The organism is Enterococcus caccae ATCC BAA-1240 (assembly GCF_000407145.1).
Classification (GTDB): Bacteria; Bacillota; Bacilli; order Lactobacillales; family Enterococcaceae; genus Enterococcus_L; species Enterococcus_L caccae.
In genome coordinates this window covers 78,685-105,633 of the sequence record NZ_KE136474.1, presented here as the reverse complement: position 1 = coordinate 105,633, position 26,949 = coordinate 78,685, and the positions used below count along the sequence as shown (strand labels likewise).

At 34.9% G+C, this 26,949-nt stretch carries 20 protein-coding genes; 14 read left to right on the top strand and 6 right to left on the bottom strand.

The features are described 5' to 3' along the window. Positions 1-5 precede the first annotated feature (5 nt). From I580_RS10945 to I580_RS17265, 3 genes are all read left to right on the top strand, one after another. Complete coding sequence (locus I580_RS10945) at positions 6-746, top strand: hypothetical protein (protein ID WP_010770573.1); 741 nt, start codon at positions 6-8, stop codon at positions 744-746. 333 nt (positions 747-1,079) lie between these two features. Then, the gene (locus I580_RS10940; RefSeq protein WP_010770574.1) at positions 1,080-3,878 is read left to right on the top strand and encodes a hypothetical protein; all 2,799 of its coding nucleotides are present in this window, start codon (positions 1,080-1,082) and stop codon (positions 3,876-3,878) included. A 266-nt stretch (positions 3,879-4,144) separates the two neighbouring features. After that, positions 4,145-4,531, top strand: coding sequence for a hypothetical protein (locus tag I580_RS17265; RefSeq protein WP_010770575.1), 387 nt, complete (start codon positions 4,145-4,147; stop codon positions 4,529-4,531). Positions 4,532-4,680: 149 nt separating this feature from the next. Here I580_RS17265 and guaA read toward each other — a convergent pair whose 3' ends face one another. From guaA to I580_RS10920, 3 genes are all read right to left on the bottom strand, one after another. Continuing rightward, positions 4,681-6,237: a glutamine-hydrolyzing GMP synthase gene (guaA, locus tag I580_RS10930; protein ID WP_010770576.1), complete on the bottom strand. Its 1,557-nt coding sequence runs from the start codon at positions 6,235-6,237 to the stop codon at positions 4,681-4,683. A gap of 105 nt (positions 6,238-6,342) precedes the next feature. Then, positions 6,343-7,266, bottom strand: a complete 924-nt coding sequence (coaA, locus tag I580_RS10925; RefSeq protein ID WP_010770577.1) for a type I pantothenate kinase — start codon at positions 7,264-7,266, stop codon at positions 6,343-6,345. Between the two features lie 106 nt (positions 7,267-7,372). Next, positions 7,373-8,458, bottom strand: coding sequence for a hypothetical protein (locus I580_RS10920; RefSeq protein ID WP_010770578.1), 1,086 nt, complete (start codon positions 8,456-8,458; stop codon positions 7,373-7,375). 238 nt (positions 8,459-8,696) lie between these two features. Here I580_RS10920 and I580_RS10915 point away from each other — a divergent pair, with 238 nt between their 5' ends. Together I580_RS10915 and I580_RS10910 are read left to right on the top strand one after the other, a co-directional pair. Beyond that, positions 8,697-9,287: an SGNH/GDSL hydrolase family protein gene (locus tag I580_RS10915; RefSeq protein ID WP_010770579.1), complete on the top strand. Its 591-nt coding sequence runs from the start codon at positions 8,697-8,699 to the stop codon at positions 9,285-9,287. Positions 9,288-9,297: 10 nt separating this feature from the next. After that, positions 9,298-9,903, top strand: a complete 606-nt coding sequence (locus I580_RS10910; RefSeq protein WP_010770580.1) for a class I SAM-dependent methyltransferase — start codon at positions 9,298-9,300, stop codon at positions 9,901-9,903. A 60-nt stretch (positions 9,904-9,963) separates the two neighbouring features. Here the strand turns inward: I580_RS10910 and I580_RS10905 are convergent, their stop codons facing one another. Continuing rightward, positions 9,964-11,403, bottom strand: coding sequence for a helix-turn-helix domain-containing protein (locus tag I580_RS10905; RefSeq protein WP_010770581.1), 1,440 nt, complete (start codon positions 11,401-11,403; stop codon positions 9,964-9,966). A 175-nt stretch (positions 11,404-11,578) separates the two neighbouring features. On the opposite strand from I580_RS10905, the gene I580_RS10900 reads away from it, so the two are divergent. The 3 genes from I580_RS10900 (at position 11,579) to I580_RS10890 (ending at position 16,539) form a co-directional block, all read left to right on the top strand. Beyond that, on the top strand, positions 11,579-14,656 hold the full coding sequence (locus I580_RS10900; RefSeq protein ID WP_245558629.1) for a COG1361 family protein: 3,078 nt from the start codon (positions 11,579-11,581) through the stop codon (positions 14,654-14,656). A 98-nt stretch (positions 14,657-14,754) separates the two neighbouring features. Further along, complete coding sequence (locus tag I580_RS10895) at positions 14,755-15,381, top strand: WxL domain-containing protein (RefSeq protein ID WP_010770583.1); 627 nt, start codon at positions 14,755-14,757, stop codon at positions 15,379-15,381. Between the two features lie 135 nt (positions 15,382-15,516). Continuing rightward, complete coding sequence (locus I580_RS10890; RefSeq protein WP_010770584.1) at positions 15,517-16,539, top strand: WxLIP family cell surface protein; 1,023 nt, start codon at positions 15,517-15,519, stop codon at positions 16,537-16,539. Between the two features lie 146 nt (positions 16,540-16,685). Here I580_RS10890 and I580_RS10885 read toward each other — a convergent pair whose 3' ends face one another. Beyond that, positions 16,686-17,021 (bottom strand): RidA family protein, encoded by a 336-nt coding sequence (locus I580_RS10885; protein WP_010770585.1) that lies wholly within the window; start codon positions 17,019-17,021, stop codon positions 16,686-16,688. A 175-nt stretch (positions 17,022-17,196) separates the two neighbouring features. Between I580_RS10885 and I580_RS10880 the strand changes: the two genes are divergently transcribed. From I580_RS10880 to I580_RS10855, 6 genes are all read left to right on the top strand, one after another. After that, complete coding sequence (locus I580_RS10880) at positions 17,197-18,162, top strand: ABC transporter permease (protein ID WP_390621159.1); 966 nt, start codon at positions 17,197-17,199, stop codon at positions 18,160-18,162. A 15-nt stretch (positions 18,163-18,177) separates the two neighbouring features. Then, the gene (locus I580_RS10875) at positions 18,178-19,098 is read left to right on the top strand and encodes a carbohydrate ABC transporter permease (RefSeq protein ID WP_010761726.1); all 921 of its coding nucleotides are present in this window, start codon (positions 18,178-18,180) and stop codon (positions 19,096-19,098) included. 121 nt (positions 19,099-19,219) lie between these two features. After that, on the top strand, positions 19,220-20,686 hold the full coding sequence (locus I580_RS10870) for an ABC transporter substrate-binding protein (RefSeq protein WP_010770587.1): 1,467 nt from the start codon (positions 19,220-19,222) through the stop codon (positions 20,684-20,686). A 175-nt stretch (positions 20,687-20,861) separates the two neighbouring features. Continuing rightward, complete coding sequence (locus I580_RS10865; protein WP_010770588.1) at positions 20,862-21,476, top strand: YesL family protein; 615 nt, start codon at positions 20,862-20,864, stop codon at positions 21,474-21,476. Then, positions 21,469-23,199: a sensor histidine kinase gene (locus I580_RS10860; protein ID WP_010770589.1), complete on the top strand. Its 1,731-nt coding sequence runs from the start codon at positions 21,469-21,471 to the stop codon at positions 23,197-23,199. Before I580_RS10865 ends, I580_RS10860 begins: the two co-directional genes overlap by 8 nt. Positions 23,200-23,249: 50 nt before the next feature. Further along, complete coding sequence (locus I580_RS10855; protein ID WP_010770590.1) at positions 23,250-24,746, top strand: response regulator transcription factor; 1,497 nt, start codon at positions 23,250-23,252, stop codon at positions 24,744-24,746. Positions 24,747-24,805: 59 nt separating this feature from the next. On the opposite strand, the gene I580_RS10850 is transcribed toward I580_RS10855, so the two are convergent. Beyond that, positions 24,806-26,947 carry a GH92 family glycosyl hydrolase gene (locus I580_RS10850; RefSeq protein WP_010770591.1) on the bottom strand — a complete coding sequence of 714 codons (2,142 nt, stop codon included), beginning with the start codon at positions 26,945-26,947 and terminating at the stop codon, positions 24,806-24,808. Positions 26,948-26,949 lie beyond the last annotated feature (2 nt).

The following is a 26,949-nucleotide window of genomic DNA, read 5'->3' as shown; positions in this document are numbered from 1 at the left end:
ATATTATGGAAAATGATGGCGTGGTAATTGGTGCTGTAATAGCATTGGTAGGTACTTTGATCACTAGTTTGGCAACGAATTTTTTTATGATTAAAACAACCAAACTAAACAATGAAAATCGATTTCGTGAATTAAAGTTAGAAATAAGCAGAAAAAGTGAAGCAGATAATAAAAAAAATGAACATGATATTCTTATGAATAATCGAGAGTTCATTACTAAATCTATACAAAATATGTCTAAATGTATGAATATTTTGTATAACACAACAGAAAGATTAGTAGCAAACTATCCTGGAACACCTTACACGGGGACACATCCAGATTTATTATTTAAAAATACTATATCAAATTTATCAGCAGGTTTTCCTATTTCAATAGATGAATTGAATAGATTAGATGAAGAGTGGGGTAAAGCATATAAAAATTTTGATGATGCTTTAATTGAAAATAGGATATTTTTATCAAAGGATGTTAATGATAGGTTTATTGAATTTCAAAAAAATTGTTATAATATTAAAACTTATTTTTATGGTCGTTTTGCAGGTGTAAACAGCGACATAGATTTAGAAAAATATAGAGTTGAATATAATAACCAAGTTCAAGAACAAGTTTTTCTCTCTTCAGAAGGATTGGGGAGTCCTACAAAAAAAGTTCTTGATCTGTATGATAAGCTAAATGATTCTAGAACTAAAGTTGTATCTAGTATCCAGGAATATGAGCAAAAAAAAACAAAGTTTAGTCTATAAATTAATTTATTAAGTACATAAGGTTCGAAATCAATTTTTTTTGAATGCTTTAAGTTATGACTTTCTCTATATTACTGGTAAAACCCACTCCTTTTAATAGTAGCACTATATTTTGGCACTAAACTACTCAATGAAAAAAATTTAATTAAAATTAGTAACTTAGTTCTTAAAGTATCCAAATCTATGTTCATACGGATATTTGTTAAAAATGTTAAATAATTATATTTTTGCTCAGGTGACATTTCGTAGTAGGAAGGATATTAACTTAATGGTTCAGTTTTTCTTTTTATGATAGATTGGAAGATTAAGATAGATAAAATTGGAGGGGTATGAATGATTCAAATAGGAGAGAAATTAAGGGTTTTTATTAGTTCTAAAACTGGTGATGATCAAGCTTCTATAAAATATAATTTGGCTAGGAAGGCAATTAAAGAGCTGTTAGAATTAACAGGCCTTTTTCAAATATATTTATTTGAAGAAGCAGGGACTTCTTCAACTAGTGCTTATAATCATTATATCCAGCGTCTCAAAAGTGCAGATGTTTGTATTTTCTTGATTGATAACGGGGATGGAGTACCGGAAGGAGTACAAAATGAAGTTGATGAAGTTTTGAAAAATAACATTCCTTCTCTTTATTATTTTTGTGAGCAAAATTCAAAGGAAAAAACATCACTTCAAAAGAGGTTACTTTATGCTAACGCTCCTAAAAATAAAAATATTCATTCTTTTGAGGATTTTATCCAGAGAGGGACTACAGACTTGATTGAGGATATTTTATCAGTATATAGAGCATATGGATCTGGAAATGTGATTCATCCAAGTAACGATTTATTACTAGAGGAAGCTAATGATGAAAGTGATCAACAAGCAAAAGATGAAAGTATTAGTGTCCCGCATGTTTTATTAATGAATGGTAAAAAGATTAGTAAAGACAAATGCAGACAATATTTTATTAGTATGTTTTTGGGAAGTGAAAAAGAACAAACAGAAGATGTATCTTCAAATAGGAATATAGATTATTATTGCTCAACATTTCTTCCAATTATGTTTGAAGGAAGCAGTTATGATAATTTTGAAGTAGCGGCGTATTTAAAAATGTTACAAAACTTATTACCCAAAACTTATTTTGAAGTAGTTAAACTGAGATGGAGAGCGATCGGCGAATATTATCAGAATAATCTATCAGAAAGTATAGAAATATTGAAGCAGGTTTATAGAGATTCGGTATCCTATAAATTAGAAGAGTGGTTTATTCAAGATGTATTAATTGATTTACGTAATCAAATTAACTTGTATCATGAAAGGAGGAATGAGTTTACTGATCAAAATTTTGGGCAAATTGAGCTAAATAAGATGGAAACTATCGTTTTTTATCCGAATATAGATAGACATGAAAAAAATTTATTAGAACAACTTGAAAAAGATAGGCAAAAGTCGGATATTGAATCCTACTCATCAAAAACATTTTTAGGGGATAGATCTCTTTATATAAATTCAATAGCTGATATTTTTTTTGAAGCAATGATTTTTGGATCAATGACTCATTTAACACGTCTCCACTCTATTATTCAAAATTTGAGTTATGAGTGGTTTGTTCGAAATGATGAATGGGGAATGTTTAAATTAAATTTTAAGAATACAATCATGACATTAGATAAAAAGAAAGTTCACAGAATGGCTAGAACGTTTTCAAACCATGTGGAAAAACTTACTCAAGAAGAAGCTAAGGAAATATATGATTACGCAGAGAATAAAATACTAAACCATCATAAATTGGTTGCACAATTACTAGCAATATCAGAAATAGGGTATTATCTAAACGATCATGACTTTTCTAATGTATGGAATAAATTAGAAATTCAATTAAATGGTTGGAAGAACTCTGAATCAAGTATTGTAAATCTGGAAAATTATATTTTTCATGCATTAAAACATATTAAAGATAGAGTGGATCAAAATTACCTAACAGAGTTTTGTCTTTCCATTCTGAAAAGTAACAGTGTGAGGTACCATGATAGTGCAATTGAATTTTTATGTAGCTCCGTGGACTATAGTAGCGTAGATTATGTGGTAATAAAAAAATTAAATGAATATGTCATAAATTTATTAGAAGATGAGTCGAGTTCAATTCAGAATCATTATATCAAAATTTTATGTTGTGAGCTTGGACAAATAATTAGTGGTGAAGAACTCCAAGATTTGAATAGCAAAGTCCAAGAGAAATGGCCTGAGTTTTACAAATTAGAGTATTTAATTGAAACGAAAAAAAGTGAATCTGTTAATACTCTATTTCTAGAGAAACAATTAGCAACTATAAAGTATAGAAATAAAACTCAAGGGGAAAATGGAAGTTACGCAGGTTATTCGGATTCTCCATTCCTTATAATCAAAAATATTTTTTCTATTGAAGGAGCTATTTCTTCGCAAGAAATAAGAGATGATATCTTTAAAACAACAGCAACTACAATACTTGATTCTAAGCAAACGGTGAATGATAAAATTCAAGCATATAAATTATTATATACTTTGTGTAGAGTTGATAAAAATATTATTGATAGGAATAATCAGGTGGTAGAGGCATTGGTTGATATTGGTGAAAATATTGATGCATATGAGTCAATGCTTTCTTATGTACAAAAACAGATATTAGTATTTGCTCACTATTTACTTTTGAGTTTATTTCAAAAGGATGTATGGGTTTCTATTTTAAATGAGTTGTCTTCATATGATGATGAAGGATCACAAATAGAAGCATGTAAATTAATTAAAAGTTACCTTGTAAAAGAGGACGAATTAGAAACCTCATCAAGTATGTTGGGGATATTTTTCCAGTTCTCATTAATATGGATTAATTCTACATCTCTAAATCTCCGCTGGCATTCTGTTCATCTATTGATAACACTTTTAAATGTTGAAGAATACGTAGAAACAATAACCACCAGATTTATAAGAATCATTAATGAAGACAATTCCTATGTGAAAAGCCAATTAATTCATGGATTGGATATGATATGGAAGATTGATATGAAAACTGCAAAATATATTTTGGAAAGAAGTTTAATGGATTCAAATTATGTTATTAGGGAAATCGCATCATCTAAAAATAAAGATATTGAAATTCTCAATTTATAATCAATGGAAGTATGATAAAGCTTCTGTTGTAATTGAATTAATGCAATTACAGAATTTTGAAGTATACTCAAAATTAAATTAGTTAAATTTTTATTTTTAGAAATAGTTAAAGTATTAAAACTATCTTTTACTTTCCTTTTTTATACCCCCATCTTTTAGAGATTTTTCATCTATATAGAAGGAGTACTTTAATTAGATAAAGTAGTTAAAAAAGTTCAAATTTATCATCATGGTTATTTTATTACAAAAAGGAGATGATTTGGTGTTTGATTATAAAGTTTATCTACAAAAAAAATGATTCAATATCTTTCGAAGAAGCATTAGGTATTTATAACTCTATTTTTTATGTACTGGAATGCGATGATGAATACTTGCATGAGTTATGGAAAGAAGTCATAGATTCTGCTTTAATTTATGTAAGTATGAGAGTTAACTGGAACTATCTTTCTAGAGAAGAGAAAAGCGAAAAGGATCAATTAAGAACTAGCTATCACAATACATTTATGATCAACTTAAAAGTATTTCATAAGTTGGGTGAACAGCTAGACTTAGACACTAGCTGGAGAAACAAGCTCGGTTCGCCAGAAGACAGGAAGCGCTGGAGAGATTTTGCAGGCTACCTCATATGTATTGAAAATATTAAAGCTAGATAAAATGTAGAACAAAAAAATAAATCCCTGTCAAGTGATTACTTGGCAGGGAAAATGGTAGGGAACCATATCATTTTCAATGGAAATCAAGCATTTCATAAGTTGAAAAACGTTGATTTATCGGCATTCCCCATCCTTATTATGTTGGCTTTTTATTCCCACTCCACAGTAGCAGGTGGCTTACTCGTAATATCATAAACAATTCGATTCACATGATCCACTTCATTCACGATCCTAACAGAAATTTTCTGCAACACATCCCAAGGAATTCTAGCAAAATCAGCTGTCATCCCATCGATCGAAGTCACTGCACGAATCCCCACAGTATAATCATACGTACGGCCATCACCCATCACACCCACACTACGGATGCCAGGTAACACAGTAAAGTACTGCCAAATATCACGATCTAAACCAGCGTTGGCAATTTCTTCACGTAAAATCGCATCAGAGTTACGCACGATTTCTAATTTATCTTCAGTAATTTCACCAAGTACACGAATCCCTAAACCAGGACCAGGGAATGGTTGGCGCCAAACTAGCGCTTCAGGCATGCCTAATTCGATTCCTAATGCACGAACTTCATCTTTAAATAAAGTATTCAACGGTTCGATCAATTCAAATTGCATATCTTCTGGCAATCCGCCCACGTTATGGTGAGATTTGATCGTTTGCGCTGTTTCAGTTCCGCTTTCTACGATATCTGTATAAAGGGTACCTTGTGCTAGGAAGTCGATGCCGTCAAGTTTTGTCGCTTCATCATCGAAAACATACACAAATTCATTTCCAATGATTTTACGTTTTTCTTCTGGGTCAGAAACACCCGTTAATTTATCTAAGAAACGTTTTTTCGCATCTACTTTAATGATGTTTAAGCCGAATTTACCAGCTAAACTATCCATTACTTGTTCTGCTTCACCTTTACGCAATAAACCATGATCCACAAAGATACATGTTAATTGATCGCCGATAGCTTTTTGTAAAAGCACACCAACAACGCTTGAATCCACGCCGCCTGAAAGGCCAAGTAGAACTTTTTTATCGCCGACTTGTTCACGGATTTTGTTGATTTCCATTTCGATGAAGTTGCCCATTGTCCAGTCGCCTTCGCAATGACAAATATCAAAGGTAAAGTGACGTAATAAGTCGTTACCATATTCAGAATGACGTACTTCTGGATGGAATTGCACACCGTACAAGTTGCGGTCTGTATTTTGAACTGCTGCAAACGGACAATCTGCGCTAGTTGCCACCGTTTCAAAGCTATCAGGGATGGCAGCGACTAAGTCACCATGACTCATCCAAGCGATTTGTTTTTCAGGTGTTCCTTTAAAAATAGGTGAATCAGGAATCAAAAGTGATAACTCTGACTTGCCGTATTCACGGTTGCCAGCAGGCTCAACTTTCCCACCTAAATTATGCATCATCAGTTGCATACCGTAACAAATCCCTAGAATTGGAATGCCTAATTCATAAATTTCAGGATCGATACTAAACGCATTTTCATCATAAACACTATTTGGGCCACCAGAGAAAATAATTCCTTTTGGTGCCATTTCGCGAATTTCATCCGCTGTGATTCGGTGGCTCAATAATTCTGAAAACACGCCAAATTCACGAATACGTCGAGTAATCAATTGGTTATATTGACTACCAAAGTCTAAAACAATAATTTTTTCGACAGTTGTCAAATCGGCAACATTGGTCACATTTATTACCCCTATCCATTTAGATTTATCTAATAAAAGGTCAAAAAGAATTTTTGACCTTTTTAGAATCAAATTAAGTGTTACTTTGTGATTTAGCTTCACGAACTAGTATTTACGCATAAATATCTCATCAATAATATGATTTTCAGTCTTATGAAGTATAATATCCGCTCTGCCTCGAGTTGGCAAGATATATTCCTCTAAGTTCTTCAAATTCACTGTTTTCCAAACTTCTTTAGCCATTGCAAAGGCATCTTCACGATTGCCGATCGCATATTGATAATAGTAATTATCTGGATCAAGAAAGGCCGTATCAAGTAAGGCGCCAAATCGTTCAAGATACCATTTTTCAATCAGCTTCGGTTCTGCATCTACAAAGACGGAAAAGTCAAAGAAGTCGCTGACGTAAATTTGCTGATTGGCTGGCAATTGTAGTGTATTGATTCCTTCAACGATCAGAATATCTGGTTGTTGGATCACTTCATATTCGCCCTCTACGATATCATAAACGCTGTGAGAATAAAGTGGTGCTTTGATTTCTTCTTGGCAATTTTTGACTTGATTTAAAAAGTCGATCAACTTTTCCATGTCATAGCTTTCAGGAAATCCTTTACGATCCATGATGCCTTTTGCTTCCAATACTTTATTTGGATACAAAAATCCATCCGTCGTGATCAGTTGGACATTGCGGCGCTTAAAGGTTCTGGATAAAATCAGCTGCAACAGGCGAGCGGTGGTACTTTTCCCAACAGCCACACTACCAGCGATCCCGATGATAAAAGGTGGAACAGGTACATATTCATGCAAAAATAGCCCTTTGCTAACAGTTAAAGACTCAAATTCTTTCATATACAAATGAATCAGGTGGGTCAGCGGCACGTAAATGTCCTGCACATCCTGCAATGAAATTTGATCATTGAAGCCTTTAATATCTTCTAATTCTTCTTCTGTCAGCGGCGCTTTGCCGTTATGATAGAAGCCCTGCCATTCCTTCCGTGAAATGGGGTAATAATTCATTTTATCGTCCATCGGTTCCTCCACCAAAGCCAACATTTATTTCTGTGCTTATTATAGCATCTTTCATAAAACAACAAAACCCTACTGAGTGGTTAAAGTAGAGTTTTGTTGTGTATTCTTATTTATTCATAATCAAAGCACTTGTATCTTCAAAATCATAGGCTGACAAGTCTAGTTTGGTAGGTGTATTCGTTTTAGGATCATATTTAGTGAGTTGATCATCGAACATAAAATAGTAATAACCATTTTTTTGAGTGAAAAATGGAGGATTTATATGTTTTTCTTGTTCCAATTTTTCATATTCAGGAAAATGAATGAACGATTCAGATTGTTCTTTCAAGTTATAAACGGTCCATGTATAGCTTTTTACATATAGCTCATAGTGGCGAATGATCAGGTTTTCGTTTGGCTCATCTACATATATTTCCATCGGATAAGGATAAGTCAAAGTGAGATACTCTTTATTTTTTGTCGCTAGATCATATACAAGTACTCGATTGGCTTCTCCTGGTTCACCATTTGCCCCCACGCTGGCATTGGCTTCTGTAATATAAAGTTTATTTTGAAAATGAGCCATTCTCATATAGGCACTCGTTTCATCACCTAGGTCAGTTTCTTCGACCACTTCAAATTCTTTCGTCATTTTCACTAACATATTTTTACTTGATCCATCGTCAGGATTAGTATAGCCACATAAAACATAGAGATAATCTCCTAGAGGAATTAGTTGATTGGTTAGGATACTTTCCTTTTTACGGAATTCCTTTTTTAGCTGAAGTTTCAAGTTCTTATCATACTTATAAAATTCTGTTCGATCACTAAAACAGGCAGTAGTATAAAAAAATTCTCCATCCACATTTGAAGTATAGGCATCATTTCCTTTTGCTTTGACAAGGTTAATGGATAAGTCACGACCAATTTTTGCTAAGGAAACGTCAAGTTTGGGATTTTCAGAGGTTTTTGTGTAGTAATGATTATCCATTTCCCAGAAATTGTTGCGCCAAAAATTTAGATTTCCGTCTGTTCGTTTAAGTTGTTCCACTTTTTCTAGTTTATCGTCTTTTTCAAGAAAGGTTGTGATGTTTTTTGAATCAATGATAGCTAGATCGTATTCTTTTGTTTTTAGTGCAGTTGTCTTTTGGCATCCGCCAAGCGCAATTAAAAATAATAGCGAGGCGAGTCCTAGTACTCTTCTTTTATTCATACTTATGTTTTCCTATCTTATTTCGTTTAACTTTATTGTATAATGGAAAAATTACTGTTTCAATATGATTGTGACAATTAGTCAATTTCTAAGGATAGTAGTTAAATGTGAATAGTATGATTGGATAGGGGGAGAGGTTGTTTTATTTTTAATGCTAAAATAATTCTTTGCCTCGGCAAAAGGCCCTTTTCAATGGTATGATAAACAAAGAAAACAAGTCGAGAAAGGAAAATAACTGATGAAAAAAATCGTTTTATTTGGAGATAGCATCACAGCAGGATATGGTGATGAAGCTATCACACCGATTTTACAAAACCTAATTACAGAAGACCTAGCAGCGCAAAACTATGAAGAAGTCATGATCGTAAATGCTGGGATGCAAGGAGACACGACACAAGATGCCATGAAACGTTTGGAAAAGGAAGTATTAGCAGAACAAGCGGATATTGTAACAATCTTTTTCGGCGCTAATGACACAAACGCGGATAACTTAGTTCCTTTAGAGCAATACGCAGAAAATATCGAAACAATGATCACTAAAATCGGAAAAGAAAAAGTTATTCTACTCACACCGCCTTATGTGGATTGTGCTAGAAAACCCACTCGGGATGATGAGCGCATTCGGGAATACGTAGAACGAGTAAAAGTGATCGGAGCAAAATATGAAATTCCTGTCATCGATGTATACAAAGCAATGGTTGTTTACCCCGGCACAGATGAATTTTTACAAGCAGATGGACTTCACTTTTCTAAAACGGGTTATGACTTACTTGCTGCCTTGATTGTTCGTGAAATAAAAGGTAGACTGATGACAAAAGAAAATAGTTAGGAAGAAGAAAATGAATAATCATTATTATACAGAAAATCCAGATCTAGCGCATGATTTAGAGCAGTGGTCGTTTGAATTAAGAGGGAAGAAGTTTCAATTTTTAACGGATAGCGGAGTATTTTCCCGTAATACAGTGGACTTTGGCTCCCGTGTGTTGATCGATGCTTTTGATTGGGAAGAGTTACCAGAAGGCAAGCTACTTGATGTTGGCTGTGGCTATGGACCAATCGGATTATCGTTGGCTTCATTAAGTGGTAGACCGGTAGAAATGATCGATGTCAATCAACGTGCGGTGGCTTTAGCGCAAGAGAATGCAAAGAAAAATCACGTTGAAAATGTCGATATCCATACCTCAAATATTTATGCCGATGTTCATGAAAAGGAATACGCTGCAATTATTAGCAATCCGCCGATTCGAGCGGGGAAAAAAGTCGTTCACGAAATTTTAAGTGAAGCTTATCCAAGACTTTTAGTCGGCGGAACCCTGACAGTCGTGATCCAAAAAAAACAAGGTGCACCAAGTGCTGAGAAAAAAATGGCAGAAGTTTTTGGTAATGTAGAAATTGTGACAAAAGACAAAGGCTATTATATTTTAAAAAGTGTTAAAGAAGCGTAGTGTTGAATAGAAAAATAAAAAATCGAGACAGTCGAAATGATTGTCTCGATTTTTTGCGTATTATTCTTTAACGAGCTGTAAAAGTTGAGTATAAATAGCTTTCCAAGTTCCTGCTTCATTAAAGTTTTCCACGAGTAAAAAAGCAGTGTCGGGTCTTTCAATCGGTGCCACATAATTTGCAATGATCACATTCGCAATCGTGTCATCTGTTGTGAAAATGAAGGTATCAGGGTTGAGGATTTTCATCAGTTTTCGTTTTAATGCTAATTCAGCAACGATATTCCCACCAAAGTCGATATAAATCATAACTTTTTGCTGATGTTCTCCTAGAACGATCAGATAAAGCGTATCAATCAATACTTGCTTGCTTTCTTCTTTTTTCGACCAGGGAACTGCCGGTTGGAATTGCTCATAAAAAGCAACCAACTGTTCATACAAAGCAGCATGAGTTTGAATGCTCTTAGTAGTCAAGGCTTGTGAATAAAAGATATTTTTTAAATCATGACCAAAAAACTGAATATAACTTAGATGCAAGGTCAAAATATAAAGGCTAGCGTAATAGTTTTTATAAAGACGTGGTAAGGATTCCAATGTAAAAGTATCGAATACAGCATCTAACATCTGTTTAGCGAGCATCGCTAAATCAAAATCGATCATATTTTCTAAATGTTCACCTAAGCGAATCATTTCATCAAAGGTACATAGTCTAGGAATAAAGATCCGTAAGAAAAATAGTAAAAAAGCATGATCAAGCTCATTTTCTTTTGCTTCAAAAATGGTTGTTAATGGAAAGACAGAGGATGATTGAATCTCTGTTGTTAACCGATCTAAATCGGTGGGTGTATGCTCTAGAACATAGAAAAAAGAATTTAGACTATGAAGCTCAGAATAAGTCATTTCTTTTGCATAAGGGAGCGTTTTCTCGTTCTCTATACTTTTTTGACGTTCTAATTCTATTGTAGGATACGGTGAACGATAAAAGAATAGGAAACTAAAGACTAAAAAGCGAAAGATAAAAATATCAGAAGCACGCCCCTTCAGAAAAACGGTCTTATTCGCAACCGTCAATTCTAAACTGAATTGCTTCAAAAAAGGATTTACCTGACGAATCACATAATAGGTGTGTGACTGAGAAAATAGTAATTTTTGAGCAATATCAGTGATCGGGATTTGCTCCTCGTGTAAAAAGAGATAAGTCAGTTGAAACATAGCAGAAGCATTTAAGTAATGTTGAATCAATTCATAAATTAAGAGAGAGGGATGATGGCTACCTTCGTTTTTTTCTGCTATATATTTATTTTCTTTGTAATGAATGGTTATTGGTATTTGATAGATTGCTAGATCTCTGTTGAGTTGTAATACAAAATGATAGAGGCGATTTTTTGCTAGAGACAACTGTGTTTGTAACGTCTCGCCTTCAATCATTGGGCTATTTACAATCCTAGTAAATAGATCCAATTTTATCTGTTCATTTTTTTTGATTAATTGAGTCATTAACATAGCGATCCCACCTTTATAGTAGTCATTATAAACGGGTTTAAATATTTTTCATATTAAAAAATTAAAAATAAGCAAATTATTGTAATACGAGAATATCTTGCAGTTGGGGCTGGATTCTTTTATATTTTGTAAGCAGAATAAATTTTGACAAATAAGAGGTGGTTAAGTGAGATTCATGAAACGTTTTAATTTGTGGATAGTCGTTATGTTTTTAGTCGTCAGTCCTTTATGTCAAAGTCCAATCAATGTTTTCGCCGAAGTACTAGGTGAGCAAACAAACATTTTCAAAATACATAAAAATGAAAAAGAACAAGCCGTAGTTACCTTACCTCAAGTTGTTTCGGGGCAAGAAGTAACCATTAAAGCGAATACAGTAATTGATGTTGTTACTTTAGAACAGGAACAAACAATCATAAATTTGACTAGCGATGAAGACAATCATAGTATTTCATTTATCTATCAAGGAACAGTACCTTTTCAATTATTCTTTGATGCTAACCAAGTAAAAGAGCAAGAAATTATAATAGAACAAAATCAAGAAACGGTCGCTTATCAACTAGAGTTAGATGAAAGTTTTACTGAAGCAAGTACGACAGAAGCGACGAGCAGCGAAACAGAAGTTATTGACCAAACAAGTTCGCAAACATCTTCAACAGTTGAAACAACTGAATCGTCAGAAACTGAAAGCAGTTTAGAATCGCCGAACAGTATTAAAGAAGATTCAGATTCAAGCTCAGAGTCCTCAACGACAACGGAACAAGCACGCAAAGCAGAAACACGATCAGGTGATTTGATGAGCGAAATTGCGGCAGATCGAGATGCTGGTTGGAAGCTCCAACTTGATAAGCAAACAACATTATCTACTACTTTGTTATCAGGGAGTCAATTGTCTTACGGTTTTGCAACAGAAGAGGATTTGTTTTTAACTAATATTTTTTTAACCAATGAAAATGGTCAGCGAATTGATTACCGAAATGAAAGTAACTCTTCGAATGGTAGAGGAATTCGTTTTTACTCTTTTGAAAAAGCAGGAGATTATTCAGCTATTGAGAAGGTTGCATTGACTGCAGTTTCAGTCAAAGACAACCAAATCAGAGGGTATGGAGAATTCACGCTTGATCACAATCTAATCTACTCCTATAAGGTTGTCGTCCGTGTGACGCTAAGTTCAAATCCTGTAACTGGAGACATTCAAAAAAAATTCGAGATGAAACGCGTGGACAAACCTTTGTTAGGCGATCCACAACCAATGAATGTTGGGTTTTCGGAAATCGTCGATACTAAGTTGAATGGTAGAGACAGTGGAGAGGTTACGTATATTGGAAATGGTCGTGGGCTTTCAATTGAAAATGCTCCGTATCAGCTGATGTTTAAAGTTGGAGAGGCAACTAATGATGGTGCTAATCCAGACAAATGGGGGGCAGCCAAAGGAACATATTTAGATTTGAGCATTGGAATTCATTGGTGGTATCGTTATGCAGAACCTGGGGATTTCTTTAAGAGCCGATCAATCATCGGTGGCGAGGTTCATGGATTAGAAGAGAATAACGGTCAGCCTGGTGAAATCGTCGATCATTATTCAGATGCTGCGATTGCTATGATGTGGAACAAACAAAAAGTGAAACCGCAAGAAACACGCACGATGGCTTATACGATTCATTTGGATGAAATAGACAAACCTAAAATCAGTCTACAATCAGATATCCCTGCCAGCTTACTTGAAGGTAAAGACATTGAAAAAGTAATCGGTACGGTAGAAGCTGCTAGAAGTAGTACCGTTGATATGCTTTATGCAATCGATGATGAACCCTATACAAAGTTTGAAGAGATTGGAAACAAGAACCCTGGCGAAAAACAGGAATGGTCGCTCGATAAAATCGATTTGTCAGTATACAAAACGGGCAAACATACACTGACTTTTCTAGCTCAGGATAGTAATGGTAACTTGTCTGAAAAAATCACACGTACGTTTAGAATCGTATCAAAGGATACAAAATATGTTTTTGATTCTACGGTCACGAATACGAATGGCTTGCTCTCAAAAGTTCATCCGGGCGATCGATTACATTATGAAATATATCTAGAAAATAGAGGGAAGAACATTTACTTTCAATGGAAAAATGAATTTTCTAAGTACTTAACACTAGACGAAACATCAGTGCATATCGAAAATAAACGAGATCCTAAACCGAATGTTCAAATCAAAGAGAATACAATGATCTATGACGGGGCAATGGCTCTTAATGAAGTGATCACGTTTAGCTTTGATGCCATTGTAAAAGAAGAAAGTTTAGGTGTGAAATTAGCATCGATTGTGAACAAAGCAAGTTTTTATGAAAAAGGCAGTAGCACAAAACCTCTAGTAAAAAGTGAAATCAGTTTAGCGAATGAAGGAACGGTTACTAATTTTCCAAAACCATACTTAGAAGGGCAGCTACTAACTAAAGAAATCAAAGAAGAAGAAGAACTTATTTTTGAGGGCAAGATTGGTAACACTGCATTAGCCAAAGAAACTGATTCTGGTACATGGAAACAAGTACAATATGTTTTTCCAGAAGAAGAAGGGCTCGACCTTGAAGAAATTCAGGTTCTTGATAAAAATAATCAGCCTTTACCTGATAGCGAAGTGGAATGTGGGATCGTTTCGGAAACGGATGGTCAGCAAGTCAAACAAAACTATCGTAGAATGGCGATTGCTCGTTTTAAAAAGGATATTTTACCTCAAGAAGCATATCAAATAAGAGTGAAAGCAACAGCCGCTAAAGATTCATCTAAATTAGATAAACCAATTATTGTCCATACTTCAGCTTTTGGAACAGACAAGACAGAAGAAAGTGTTGAAGTTGAGCAAGAAATCCAACTGCCTAAGATTCAACCAAAAGAAATGTTGACTATTGTAGATGTTACTGAAGGATTGGATTTTGGAGAATGGATGCTAAAACGAGAAAAACAAAAAAGGTATGCAGAAGATTTAGGTATAAAAATTCAAGATACACGCAGTGGTAATAATTCATGGTCGTTGCAAATATCGAGTCAAGTTAAAAATGAATCTGGCGATGTATTACCTCTGTTCTTTGAAGAAGGGAATCAAAAACAATCTTTGGAAGACGGGATCGTTATTACCAACAAAGGAATGAAAGACTTGACTTTTGGAGAAAAAAGCGAGCAAAAAATTTATGCTGAGCTTTCTCCAAACATGACGAAAGGTCATTATCAAGGAACGATCTCTTGGAATCTGATGGATGTACCTTAAGATGCAAGTGTTCATTATTATCGTTTTAAAACGATAGAACTATTAATGTCTATCGCTAAAATAATTAAGTAGTTAAACACATTAGGAGGAATTATATTATGAAAACAAGTAAATTAACAGCAGGAATGATTCTATTAGCAGTAGGAAGTATGTTTGCAGTAACAGCACATGCAGAAGAAGACACACATTCAAAACAAGCAACAACAAAAGCGGAAGCATCTGTTAAAGGTGGGGATTTGTATTTAACAGGTTTTACAGACAATGTGAACTTTGATTTTGATTTAAATGATGTCGTAACAACAGATGATGCGGGGATGACAGCGATCAATTCAGTAATCAAGTCTTCAAAGAAAAGTAGTAGACTTATTTTTGGACAAGTAGTAGACTTGCTAGGTTCTAATGAAAAATGGACAGTAAATGTGAAATTATCAGAGTTTGTGAATACAGAAAATAAAGAACAAAAACTTACATCACCAATAATTGAAGGAACAAAAATTCTAGGTCAAGAAACACCTAAAACATTGTCAGATGATTCAATAATCATCGATCAAGTGGGAACTAATATTGTTTCTGACGGAGAAACAACAGGGTTAGGAGTTAATACGATTGGGCTTTCTAATACAATAATGACATTTGCTTATACGATGAATAAGAAAATTGTTGCAGGAGATTACGCAGGCGAAATTAACTGGAACTTAGTTGATGCAGAAACAGGACAAGAATAAAAGAGAGTCTAATTAGACATAGCAAGTGTTCGTTATCAAAATAGCAGGGTAAATTTGAAACAAAGAGCAGCTTTTTGTTTCGAATTTATCTATACATAAACCAGTCACGTTAGAACATAGGAAGGAATAATTATAATGAAAAAAATAATAGCATTTTTAAGTGTGATTTTTGTTGCGGGATTATTTTGTGGAAGCACAGCTTTTGCTGAAGAAATGTCTTACTCAGTTCAAGCAGTTTTACCAGAGAATCAAAAGTCGGATGTTAGCTATTTTGATTTACATATGAACCCATCAGAAGAGCAAGAGTTAAAGTTAAAACTGATAAATTACGCAGATCAACCATCAACTATTGCGGTCACTCCTAGAGATGCTTTCACGAATAATAATGGAATGGTCGATTATAGTGTTGATAATCCTGTGTTAGATAAAACAATGAAACATAGTTTTACCGATTTAGTTTCGAAGAAACAAATCGTTACCTTGAATGCGAAAGAAGAAAAAGAGATTATATTTCATTTAAAGATGCCAAAGGATTCTTTCGATGGAGAAATCTTAGGTGGATTTTTCGTTCAAGAAGTGAAAGATAAAGAGACTTCTGAGAACTCAAATGAGGCGAATAAAGAACAAAAAAGTGTTTCTGGTGTCCAATTGTCAAATCGGTTTTCTTATACGATTGGTGTAAAGTTAAGCGAAACAGACAACGCAATAAAACCAGAAGTCAAATTGGGCGATGTTCAGGCAGGTCTGGTAAATGGTCGAACAGCTTTTTTAGCCACATTACGAAATGTTCAAAGTACAACCTTAAAAAAGGCTACTGTTGAAGCGAATGTGTATCAAAAAGATAAACTAATTTATACAACAAAAAAGGAAAAATTAGCAATGGCTCCTCATTCTGTATTTGATTATAATATCTCTTTAGAAAATGAAGAAATACGCGCTGGAGAGTATACTCTTAAGCTAACTGTTACAAGTGGTGAAGAGAAGTGGGCATTTACAAAAGAGTTTGATGTCGAGAAAAAAGAGGCAGAGAAATTTAACAAAGAAGCTGTAGAGGTGGTAAAACAACCAACCAATTATTGGCCGTGGGTGGTAGCTGGAATGGGCATTATCTTAGTTGGCTTACTAGGATATATTGTGTATCAAAAAAAACATAAATAAACGAAGTGGGTGTGGGACAAAAGTAAAAATCACTTTTGTTTCACACCCTAAATGCGAATAAACGGTGGAAGCAGAAGTAATCCCTTCGGAAATAAGCTTCTGTCCCATCCTTGTTTCGTTCTTGTCAAACAGCATGAATCGGATACTTAAAAGGCAGCAATTCCATCAATTTCAACTTTAAAAGCTGGATCGATCAATCCAGCGACAACAACTAACGTAGAAGTAGGTTTTGACTCGCCTACAAATTCTGCCAATTTACTTCTAACACCTGATAGATAGGAAACGTCGGTAATATATATCGTGATTTTAACCAGGTTTTCTACGGTTAAATTATGTTCATGCAAAGCAGTTGTGATTTTTTCGAGAACAAACTCAGTTTGATCTTCAATATTTTGAGGTGTGTACTCATCTTTGTTTGGTGTTTGACCAGAAATATATAAAGTCTGGTTGCCGGCAATTTTGGTATTTTGATAAATTTGCATGTTATTTCCTCCGTTCGAGTTGATAAGGTGATTGTATCATATTGAAGAGAAACTATTGGGTCAATAGAGTATATGCCTTATTATTCGTAACATCTATATTTTCTATAAGAATATCTATATTTTGTTTATTTTTATTCTTTGTTGAAAGCGCTACAATTCTGTTGTAGACAATTTGATGAAAGGAGTTGGGGAAATGAAGAAGAAGTCAAAGAGCTCGCTTTTTTTTACGAACATATGGCGATATAAAGCCTTGATCTTAATGGCGATTCCAGCGATGATCTGGATGATTTTTTTCTTTTACATTCCAGTATTGACCAATGTGGTAGCTTTTAAGGATTTCCATATTTCGCCAGATGGGTTCATTGCTAGTTTAAAAGAGAGCCCTTGGGTTGGTTTGGATAATTTCAAGTTTTTGTTTTCTTCTAATGATGCCTTCTTGATTACGAAAAATACAGTGTTGTACAACGTGACGTTTATTACATTAAACCTTGTCATTTCTGTATTTTTTGCAATCGTGATGAGTGAATTGCGGAATAAGCGTTTGGTAAAAGTCTATCAAACAATGTCTCTGTTACCGTATTTCTTATCTTGGGTTATTATTGGGTATTTTGTGTATGCCTTTTTAAGTCCAGATAAAGGGATTTTCAATCAGTGGATTTCAAGTCGTGGAGGCACACCAATCAATTGGTACAGTGAAGCAAAATATTGGCCGTTTATCTTAGTCTTTATCGGAACATGGAAAGGGATCGGCTACAATAGTATCATTTATTTTGCTTCTGTTATGGGAATTGATCCGACTTATTATGAGGCTGCGATGGTGGATGGTGCTAGCAAGTGGCAACAGATCAAGAATGTGACGATTCCTCAATTATTACCATTGATGACGATTATGACGATTTTGGCTGTTGGGAATATTTTTAGAGCGGATTTTGGTCTGTTCTATAATGTTCCGAGAAATTCAGGTTCACTGTATCAGGTCACGTCAGTTTTGGATACGTATATCTTTAATGGCTTGACTGCCACAGGAGATATCGGAATGACAGCGGCTGCTGGTTTGTATCAATCAACAGTTGGATTTGTCTTACTAATGATCACAAATGGAATCGTTCGTCGTTTTGACAATGATTCGGCATTATTCTAAGAAGGAGTGAAAACATTGAGGAAAAAGCCAGTTTCAAAAGTAACAATTCGTTCGTTTAATAGACCTGTCAATTTATTTTTTAATGTGCTGATTGCCGTTTTCGCTCTATCTTGTGTTTTGCCGTTTCTATTTGTTGTGGCAATCTCACTTAGTAATGAAACAGCATTAGCAGCTCACGGCTATAGTTTTTGGCCTCAGGAATTTAGTTTTTTTGGTTATACTTATTTATTCGATCAGATGCAGGATAAAATTTTCCAAGCCTTGTTTGTGACTGTTTTAGTCACCGTAGTCGGAACGTTGATCAACAGTACAGCGACTTCACTATACGCTTATGTGATTTCAAGATCTAATTTTCCGTTTCGCCGATTTTTTACGGTATTTTGTTTGATCACCATGTTATTTTCACCAGGTATGGTGGCGAATTACTTAGTGATGACAAATTTACTTCAGTTGAAAGATACGATTTGGGCGTTGATTTTGCCAATGGCAGTCAGTCCGTTTAATATTATTGTGATGCGAACCTTTTTCAAACGTTCAGTGTCTGATTCGATCATTGAGTCAGCACGAATCGATGGGGCTTCTGAGATGCGGATTTTTATTCAAATCGTGTTGCCGTTAGCAGTGCCAGGAATTGCAACAATCAGTTTGTTTGCGGCTTTAGGGTATTGGAATGACTGGTTTAATGCACTCTTATATATTCAAAAAGATAGTTTAGTTCCACTGCAATATTTGTTGATGAAGATTCAAAATAATATTCAATACTTGACCCAAAATGCCGGAGCCAGCAGTCAATTATCTGGTGGGATGGCAGCAATACCGGGAGAATCAGCTCGAATGGCGATCGTGGTTATTTCGACATTACCGATTGCAATCAGCTATCCGTTTTTCCAAAAGTATTTTGTAAAAGGATTAACGATTGGCGGAGTGAAGGAATAAAAAATTAGCTCATTCAGCTTTTGTTTTGAAACACCGTGAATAAAATGAACTGATATTGAAAAGTACAAGGTGAAGCGAAGCGGAACGTTGTTACTATTTTAAATTACGAGGAGGAACAGGAATGAAGACGTGGAAAAAAGTAGTCGGTTTAAGTGCAGCAGTTGTTCTTTTAGGTGCGTTGACAGCATGTGGCGGAGGGAGTAAAGAAAAAACTGACGGGAGCAGCAAAAAAACAGATGAAAATACGTTATTGATGTATCAAATCGGGGATAAACCTGATAATTATGATGCATTGATGGACGTTGCCAACAAGAAAATTGAAGAGAAAACAGGTGTTAAACTAAATATTCAGTATATTGGGTGGGGCGATTACAAGAAAAAAATGAGCGTTATTGTGTCCTCTGGTGAAAATTATGATATTGCATTTGCAGATAGTTATGTACCAAATGCACAAAAAGGAGCCTTTGCGGATTTAACTGAACTAGCACCTAAGTTTGCGAAAGATGCCTATGATCAATTAGATGAAGCCTATATCAAAGGGAATTTAGTAGACGGTAAACTATATGCCTTTCCAGTGAACGGCAATGTATACTCGCAACAAGTGTTGACGTTTAACAAACAATATTTAGATAAATATAATTTATCGATCGATGATATCAAAACATATAAAGATGCTGAAAGTGTGTTAAAAACATTCCATGAAAAAGAACCGAATATCGCAGCATTTGCGATTGGTCAAGGGTTTAAAGCGCAAGGGGATTTTGATTTCCCGATTGGAAATGACTATCCATTTGCTGTCGATCTAAATGGGGATACTAAAAAAATCATCAACCAATACGAAAACAAAGACTTTATGGACGTGCTGAAAACAATGCACAAATGGTATCAAGCAGGATATATTCCATCTGATGCAGCAACAAGTAATACGGAGTTTCCATTAGAAGGAAACACATGGTTTATTCGTCAAGAAACACAAGGTCCTTACGATTATGGTGATACGATTTTAAGTAATGCTGCTGGCCAAGAATTAGTATCTAAAGCCTTTACTACACCACTTAAATCAAGTGATCAAGCAAGAATGGCCAACTTTGTAGTCTCAAATACGTCTAAAAATAAAGAAAAAGCTGTAGAAGTATTAGGTCAAATCAATAGTGATCCAGAATTGCTGAATGGATTAGTTTGGGGAATTGAAGGCGAAGCTTGGGAAAAAATTCCTGATAAAGAGGGAAAAATCAAGTTGTTAGATGGTTATAAACCTAACACTCATTTACCTGCATGGAATACAGGAAATAACAAAATTTTATACACCCAAGATACGATCACAGATGATATGATCAAAGAGCGTGATGAATCAATTGCGAAAGCAGAAACATCTCCGATTTTAGGCTTTAACTTCGTGACATCAAATGTGAAAACAGAAATGAGTAATATCGCCAATGTTATGAGTCAATATTTGGATGGTTTAAATACAGGAACCGTTGACCCAGAAGAAACAGTCCCTAAATTAAAAGAAGCGCTTGTTAACGCTGGTTACGAAAAAGTTTTAGCTGAAATGCAAAAACAATACGATGAGTTTTTGAAAAAATAAAACAAGTATAAACCCTTGGAACCAAGTGAATCGATACTACATCGTTTTTACTTGGTTCTTTTAAAAAAATAGTTGACTTAAACTGCGTACTATTATTTTAGGCAGTAGTTTTTTATTTGGAATATCCTGAATAGTTATTTATTATACTAATAGAGAAGTAGAAAGGAAGAGTTAGATGGTCGGAAAAGCGTTGGAAACATTGTTCATTAAAATCTGGGTCATTGTAAAGTTAAATTTATTTTTTTGGTTATTCAGCTGTTGCGGTTTACTTGTAGCGGGGATTGGTCCAGCGCTGAAAACAATCAATGAATTATTTATCAGTCATCAATTTAATTACAAAGATATTACCTTAAAAGAAGGTTGGAGTTCTTTTAAGCAGAATTTTGTCAGAGGAAATATTCTCTTTTATGGCACTATTTTGGTATTAGCAGGTTTAGCCTATAATTTATTTTTATCTGTTCAAATCCAAGGATTGGCATTTTTGATGATTGACTTCCTCTTAGTCTTTGCAATGATCTATGCAGTTGTGACTTTTCAATACACATTATTATTAGACAGTTATTATGAAATCGATTTAAAAAATTTATTGAAGTTAGCATTTATTTCGACATTATCAAATTTTACCAATCTTTTAAAAATTGCGATTGGCATATGTTTGATTCTATTCATCACGTGGAAGTTTAAAGGATTGATTTTATTTGGTACGTTTTCCATGATTCAAATTTGGAGCTTCACTGCAACAAAATCGTGGAGACAAACAATCGATCAACGATTGGAACTCCATGCGTAAACAAAAACCTTCTTTCCTTAATGAAAAAACATTACTGAACCGTTTGCTGAAAAATTATGCGTTGATTCTTGTATCTTTGATTTTGATTGGCATGGTCAGTATTGGTATGAATACCTATTGGCAATCGATGGGAAGAGGGAAAATTACAGCGCAAGAAGCTGTAGACACGATTAGCCGTTCAATTAATGATAAGAATTTGCAAGGAAAAACAATGATGAATGGTTTGACAGAAAACCAAGATAAAATCAACAACTTAAATCGTTATATGGATACTTCGATTTCAGATTACTTGAATTATTCTTATGATCAACAGTTAGAAACAGGGAACTATCTATTTTTGCCTGGTCAAGTAAAAAATTTCTATACGATGTATGATAATATCGAATCGATTATCATCGTATTGAACAGTTATAATGATTATTATCTTTCTAGTGCTGAAAATAAGAGTGGTAAGAAGATAGAGGGAACGCCACGTCTAAATAATAAATTTTATTTGGCCTATCCAATCACAAATCCAGTGACTTTAGAAGTGTTGGGCAGTTTTTATATTGAATTTTCTCAAAAAGACATTATCGATAGTTTGACTCATCTAACGACATTCGATGGATTATCAGCGTATGTATTTTCAAACACAGGGTATCAATTATTGACTTATACGGAACAAAACAACGTATTAGACCAACAACTAATTCAGCAAAAAATGAAAGAAACATCTGCTTTGCCAATTCAGAAGTTGGCAGAAAATAATATACTGGAGCATCTGAAAACGACGAGTGGTTTTGATATTTTAGTGACGATCTCTAAGAAAAAGGTCCTGACGCAAGTTCTTTTTGATTTACGGATTCTGATGCTGGGCGGTTTGGTGCTGATTTTATTACTTTTATATTTGCTTTATCGAACCTTTACGAAGTATTCTCAGCAAGTCGATATTATTATGGGATCGATGGCGCTTGTTTCTGAAGGAGACTTGAATACACGGATCAATGAGCAAGAGACTCAGTTTGAGTTAAAAGAGCTTTCAAGAGGAATCAACACGATGTTGGATAATATTGAGCAGTATATTGCGGATATTTATAAATTAGAAATCAAGCAGCAAGATGCGCATATGCGCGCATTGCAGTCCCAAATCAGCCCACATTTTTTATACAATACATTGGAGTATATCCGCATGTATGCATTAAGTGAAGGCAGTGAAGAGCTAGCTGATGTAGTGTATGCATTTTCAACGCTATTGCGGAATAATACGGATCAGGCTAAAACTACAACATTGGAAAAAGAACTGAGTTTTTGTGAAAAGTATGTCTATTTGTATCAGATGAGGTATCCAGATCGAGTAGCGTATCATTTTGAAATTGATGAAGCGTTGAAAGGGCTGGTTTTACCCAAATTTTCGATTCAACCATTGATTGAAAATTATTTTGTTCACGGGATCGATTTTTCTCGCAATGACAATGCAATCAGCGTGAAAGCTCATTTAATTGATGGGCAAGTAAAAATATTGATTCGAGATAACGGAAAGGGAATATCTCCGCAAAAATTGGCTTTGATTGAAAGCAAATTAAAGACTCAGCAGATTGAATTACATGATTCCATCGGGTTACAAAATGTGAATGAACGCTTGCGAGCCTATTTTGGGCCGACATTTTTGATGACGATTACCCAAAATGAGTCGAAAGGAATCGCTATCGAACTTTCATTTGACGAGTCCATTTCTCAAAATTAAATCAGATCAACACAAACAGTCACAGTAGTTCGTAATAAGGGAGTGAGAAAATGAATTACAATGTTTTGTTAGTCGATGATGAATATATGATCGTTAACGGCTTGAAAAGGATTATTTCATGGGAAGCAGAAGGATTCTCTATCAAAGGGACAGCCCGAAATGCAAAAGAAGCATTAACCTTGATGGAAATGGAGTCGATCGATCTTGTAATAACCGATATTACGATGCCGGAAATGACAGGATTAGAATTTATTGAAGCTGCTCAAAATGAAGCAAAGCAGTTTGAATTTATGATTCTTTCTGGTTACCAGAAATTTGATTTTTTAAAAGGTGGACTACAACTGGGCGCAATCAATTATTTGATGAAACCTGTAGATAAACTGGAACTGTTAAAAAGCGTGAGAAAAGCTAAAAAACGTTTGGATAATCGTAATCAGCAAGAAACAAGAAACGGCTTATATAGTGAAATTTTATTGTCACAATGGGTCAACGGTGAAATTGATAAAGATAACTTTGAAGAACTGAATCAACTAGTTGATACGGCAGAAAAATCAGATTGGACAGTATTGTTAGTAGAAGTCACACGTGAAAAAAAAGCTCAAGTTGTTAAGTGGCTGGAAGAACAACAACAATCTTTATTCTTTTCACGTAATTTAGGGGATAAGAGTGTGCTCGTACATATCTTTAAAGGCGGTAAATATCAATTGAATCAACTCTTAACAGCAAATCCGTTGCAAACAGATGAAGATGATAGTTGGCTGATTAGTGTGGGCGAAACGGTTAGTGACTGGGAGGATGTTCCAGATAGTTATGAGAAAGCGAATCAAACATTGCAGCGCTACAAGTTTTATGAAGCTACTGGGAAAAATCTGCTATATTCTGTCTTTTCAGATGACTTCGATTTGTCAGCAGATATCATCAATTTTAACAAAACATTGATGGTGGGTGATTTTACTACGATTGAGACTACGATCGCTGAGATTTTTACTAAAACACAAAAAATAGGTGCACGTCCTGAAGATGTTCGCCATATTACGTTTATGCTTTTTATGGATATTTACCGTCGCTTTAATCACTTGGATGAAGGGGAATATCAACAAGTTTTAGATGATATCAATCATTCTTCGAATGCTGATAAATTACGAGAGATTTTATCCACGACGGTTAAGCAAATTACTCGAGAAAAAATCGCTTATGATTATTCAGAAAATGTTCAAAAAGTGATTGATAAGATACGTACGGACTATACAAGTGAACTGACATTGAAATGTGTAGCACAATCACTGCATCTCAATGTGATGTACTTGGGACAGTTGTTTAAAAAAGAAACCAAGAAGAGTTTTTCACAATATTTAAATCAATATCGCATGAAAAAAGCACAAAATTTATTGCTTTATACAGATGATAATGTTAATGAAATTGCTGATAAAATCGGTTTTAATAATAGCACTTATTTCTCTCAAATCTTTAAAAAAATGAACGATTTAACACCAAAAGAATTTCGGGAAAAATACAAACATCATTATGATTCAGTAGGAGAAGAATAATGATGATAGACAGATGAAAAAAAGAGACCAGAAGTACGTTTCTAGGTCTCTTTACGCTGTTAAATACTAAACGGAAGCTGTTCTTCTTTGCGTTTTCTAGGTCTAGGCACGGTTCCTAAAGTAAAGTCGATTGTACCGCCGTTCATTAATGAGTCATGCTCAAAAACTAAGCTTTCGTGTAAAGCATCGTTATAACGAATATGATCAATAAATTGTTGTTGGTCCTGATTCGGACTAGTTGAAATCGTCAACGTTTCTCCGTTAGATAAATGAAGAACGGTTTTATCAAACAAAGGTATTCCAATCACGTATTCACCTGAACCAGGACAGACAGGGTAAAATCCTAACGAGTTAAAAATATACCAGCTAGCCATACTACCATTATCTTCATCACCAGGGAACCCAGTGGGACTATCATTAAATTCTTGAATCATTAATTGTTTTAACAAAGGCTGTGCGAATTCAGGTTTTCCAAGATAACTGAACAGGTATGGCAGATGGAAACTTGGTTGATTAGAAATTGCCAGTTGTCCAAATTCAGTCGCAGCCATTTCGCTCATTTCGTGGATTTCAAATCCGTATCCGTCGACGTTAAAACTAGGTGGTTGGTTACATAAATCAATCAATTTTTCTAAGAATTTATCTGGTCCTCCATAAGCTGTAATTAAGCCTTTAAAGTCGTGATAAACAGCAAAACTACTCTGCCAAGCACTTCCCTCAGCGTAATCACCACCCCATCGATGCGAGTCAAAAGCATCTTTAAAGGCGCCATCTGTTTGCTTTGCGCGCATAAAGCCACTATCGGGATCAAAAATAGTTAAATAATTCTTTGCTTGTTTTTCATAGTGTTCAGCAGTTGTCTTTTTTTCTAAAACTTTTGCCACTTGGCTGATGCAAAAGTCACTGTAACAATAGTCCAATGTATGATTGACGGACTCATGATAAGTAGTAGGAACATAGCCGTAAGTTAAGTAGTCATTTGTTCCTTGTCTACCGTAATTAGGATTTTCACTTTGGATCGTTGCACCTTTGATCATGGCATCTAAAAATTCAGGTATCAAATCAGGTCGAATATTTTTCACAGCAGCATCAGCGATCACTGCATCGATCAATGTTCCAGGCATCAACCCTCGTTCATCTGGCGAGAGCCATTTAGGTAAGTAGCCACTTTCTCGATAACTATTCAAAAAACCTTCCAGCATTTCAGCGTATTTTTCTTGAGCAATCAAGGAATACAATGGATAAACTGTTTTATAAGTATCCCAAAATCCGTTATTTGTATAAAGAAATCCAGGTTTTACTTCCTTTGCTAACGTATCATAATGAATAATTTGATTATCAGAATTTTTCTCATAAAATGTTTGTGGAAATAAAAAGGCGCGATAGAAATTATGGTAAAACGTTGAGCGACGTTGCTGGTTTTTATCTTGAATCTCGATTTTATTTAAATAATATGCCCATTGTTCTTGTGAGTGTGTAAGGTAATCTTCTGGTTGCCAGTCAAGTTCTCGTGATAAATTCAACTTGGCTTGTTCTAAACTGACAAAAGAAGTGCCGAACTGGATTATTTGTTCCTTGATATCTCCAAATGAAAAGGCGAGGCAATCCTCTGTTCCTGCTTGTTCTGAAGATGTTTCAGTCGTTAGCGGTTGTTTGAAATACATAGTGAAATAAAACGAAAACTCTTTGTCCTCACACCCTGCATAGTTGATGATAGAGCCAGAAACGGTATGGGCATCTTCAATCGTCAGTTGGTATTTTCCTGGTAATGAGAGTAAAAGCTTAGCATCTTTGTGTGTGTATCTTGTCGTCAATACACCACCGTACATACTAGGGATCATCCGAGTGGTTAGCTGATAGCGTTGTGCAGTGATTTCTAAATAACTAGGGTTAAAAACGCTTTCATCTGGTCGGTAAGAAGACTGCGCGTGAAAAACGTTTGTCTCATTTAGATTGCCATTAAAAGGCAGCATAACGAGATAACTAAAATCGCCCATCCATGGACTAGGCTGATGAGTTAAACGGAAGCCCTGAAAGATTCGATCACGAGGATTGAACCACCAACTGCCGTTGTCCCCGTTGGTTTGTGGGGCGAAATAATTCATGCCGAATGGCACACCAGTATATGGTAAACAGTTGCCATTTGAAAAAGAGTGTTGGTTATCAGTTCCGTGTCTAGTATCGATCAATGTTGAGTTCATGC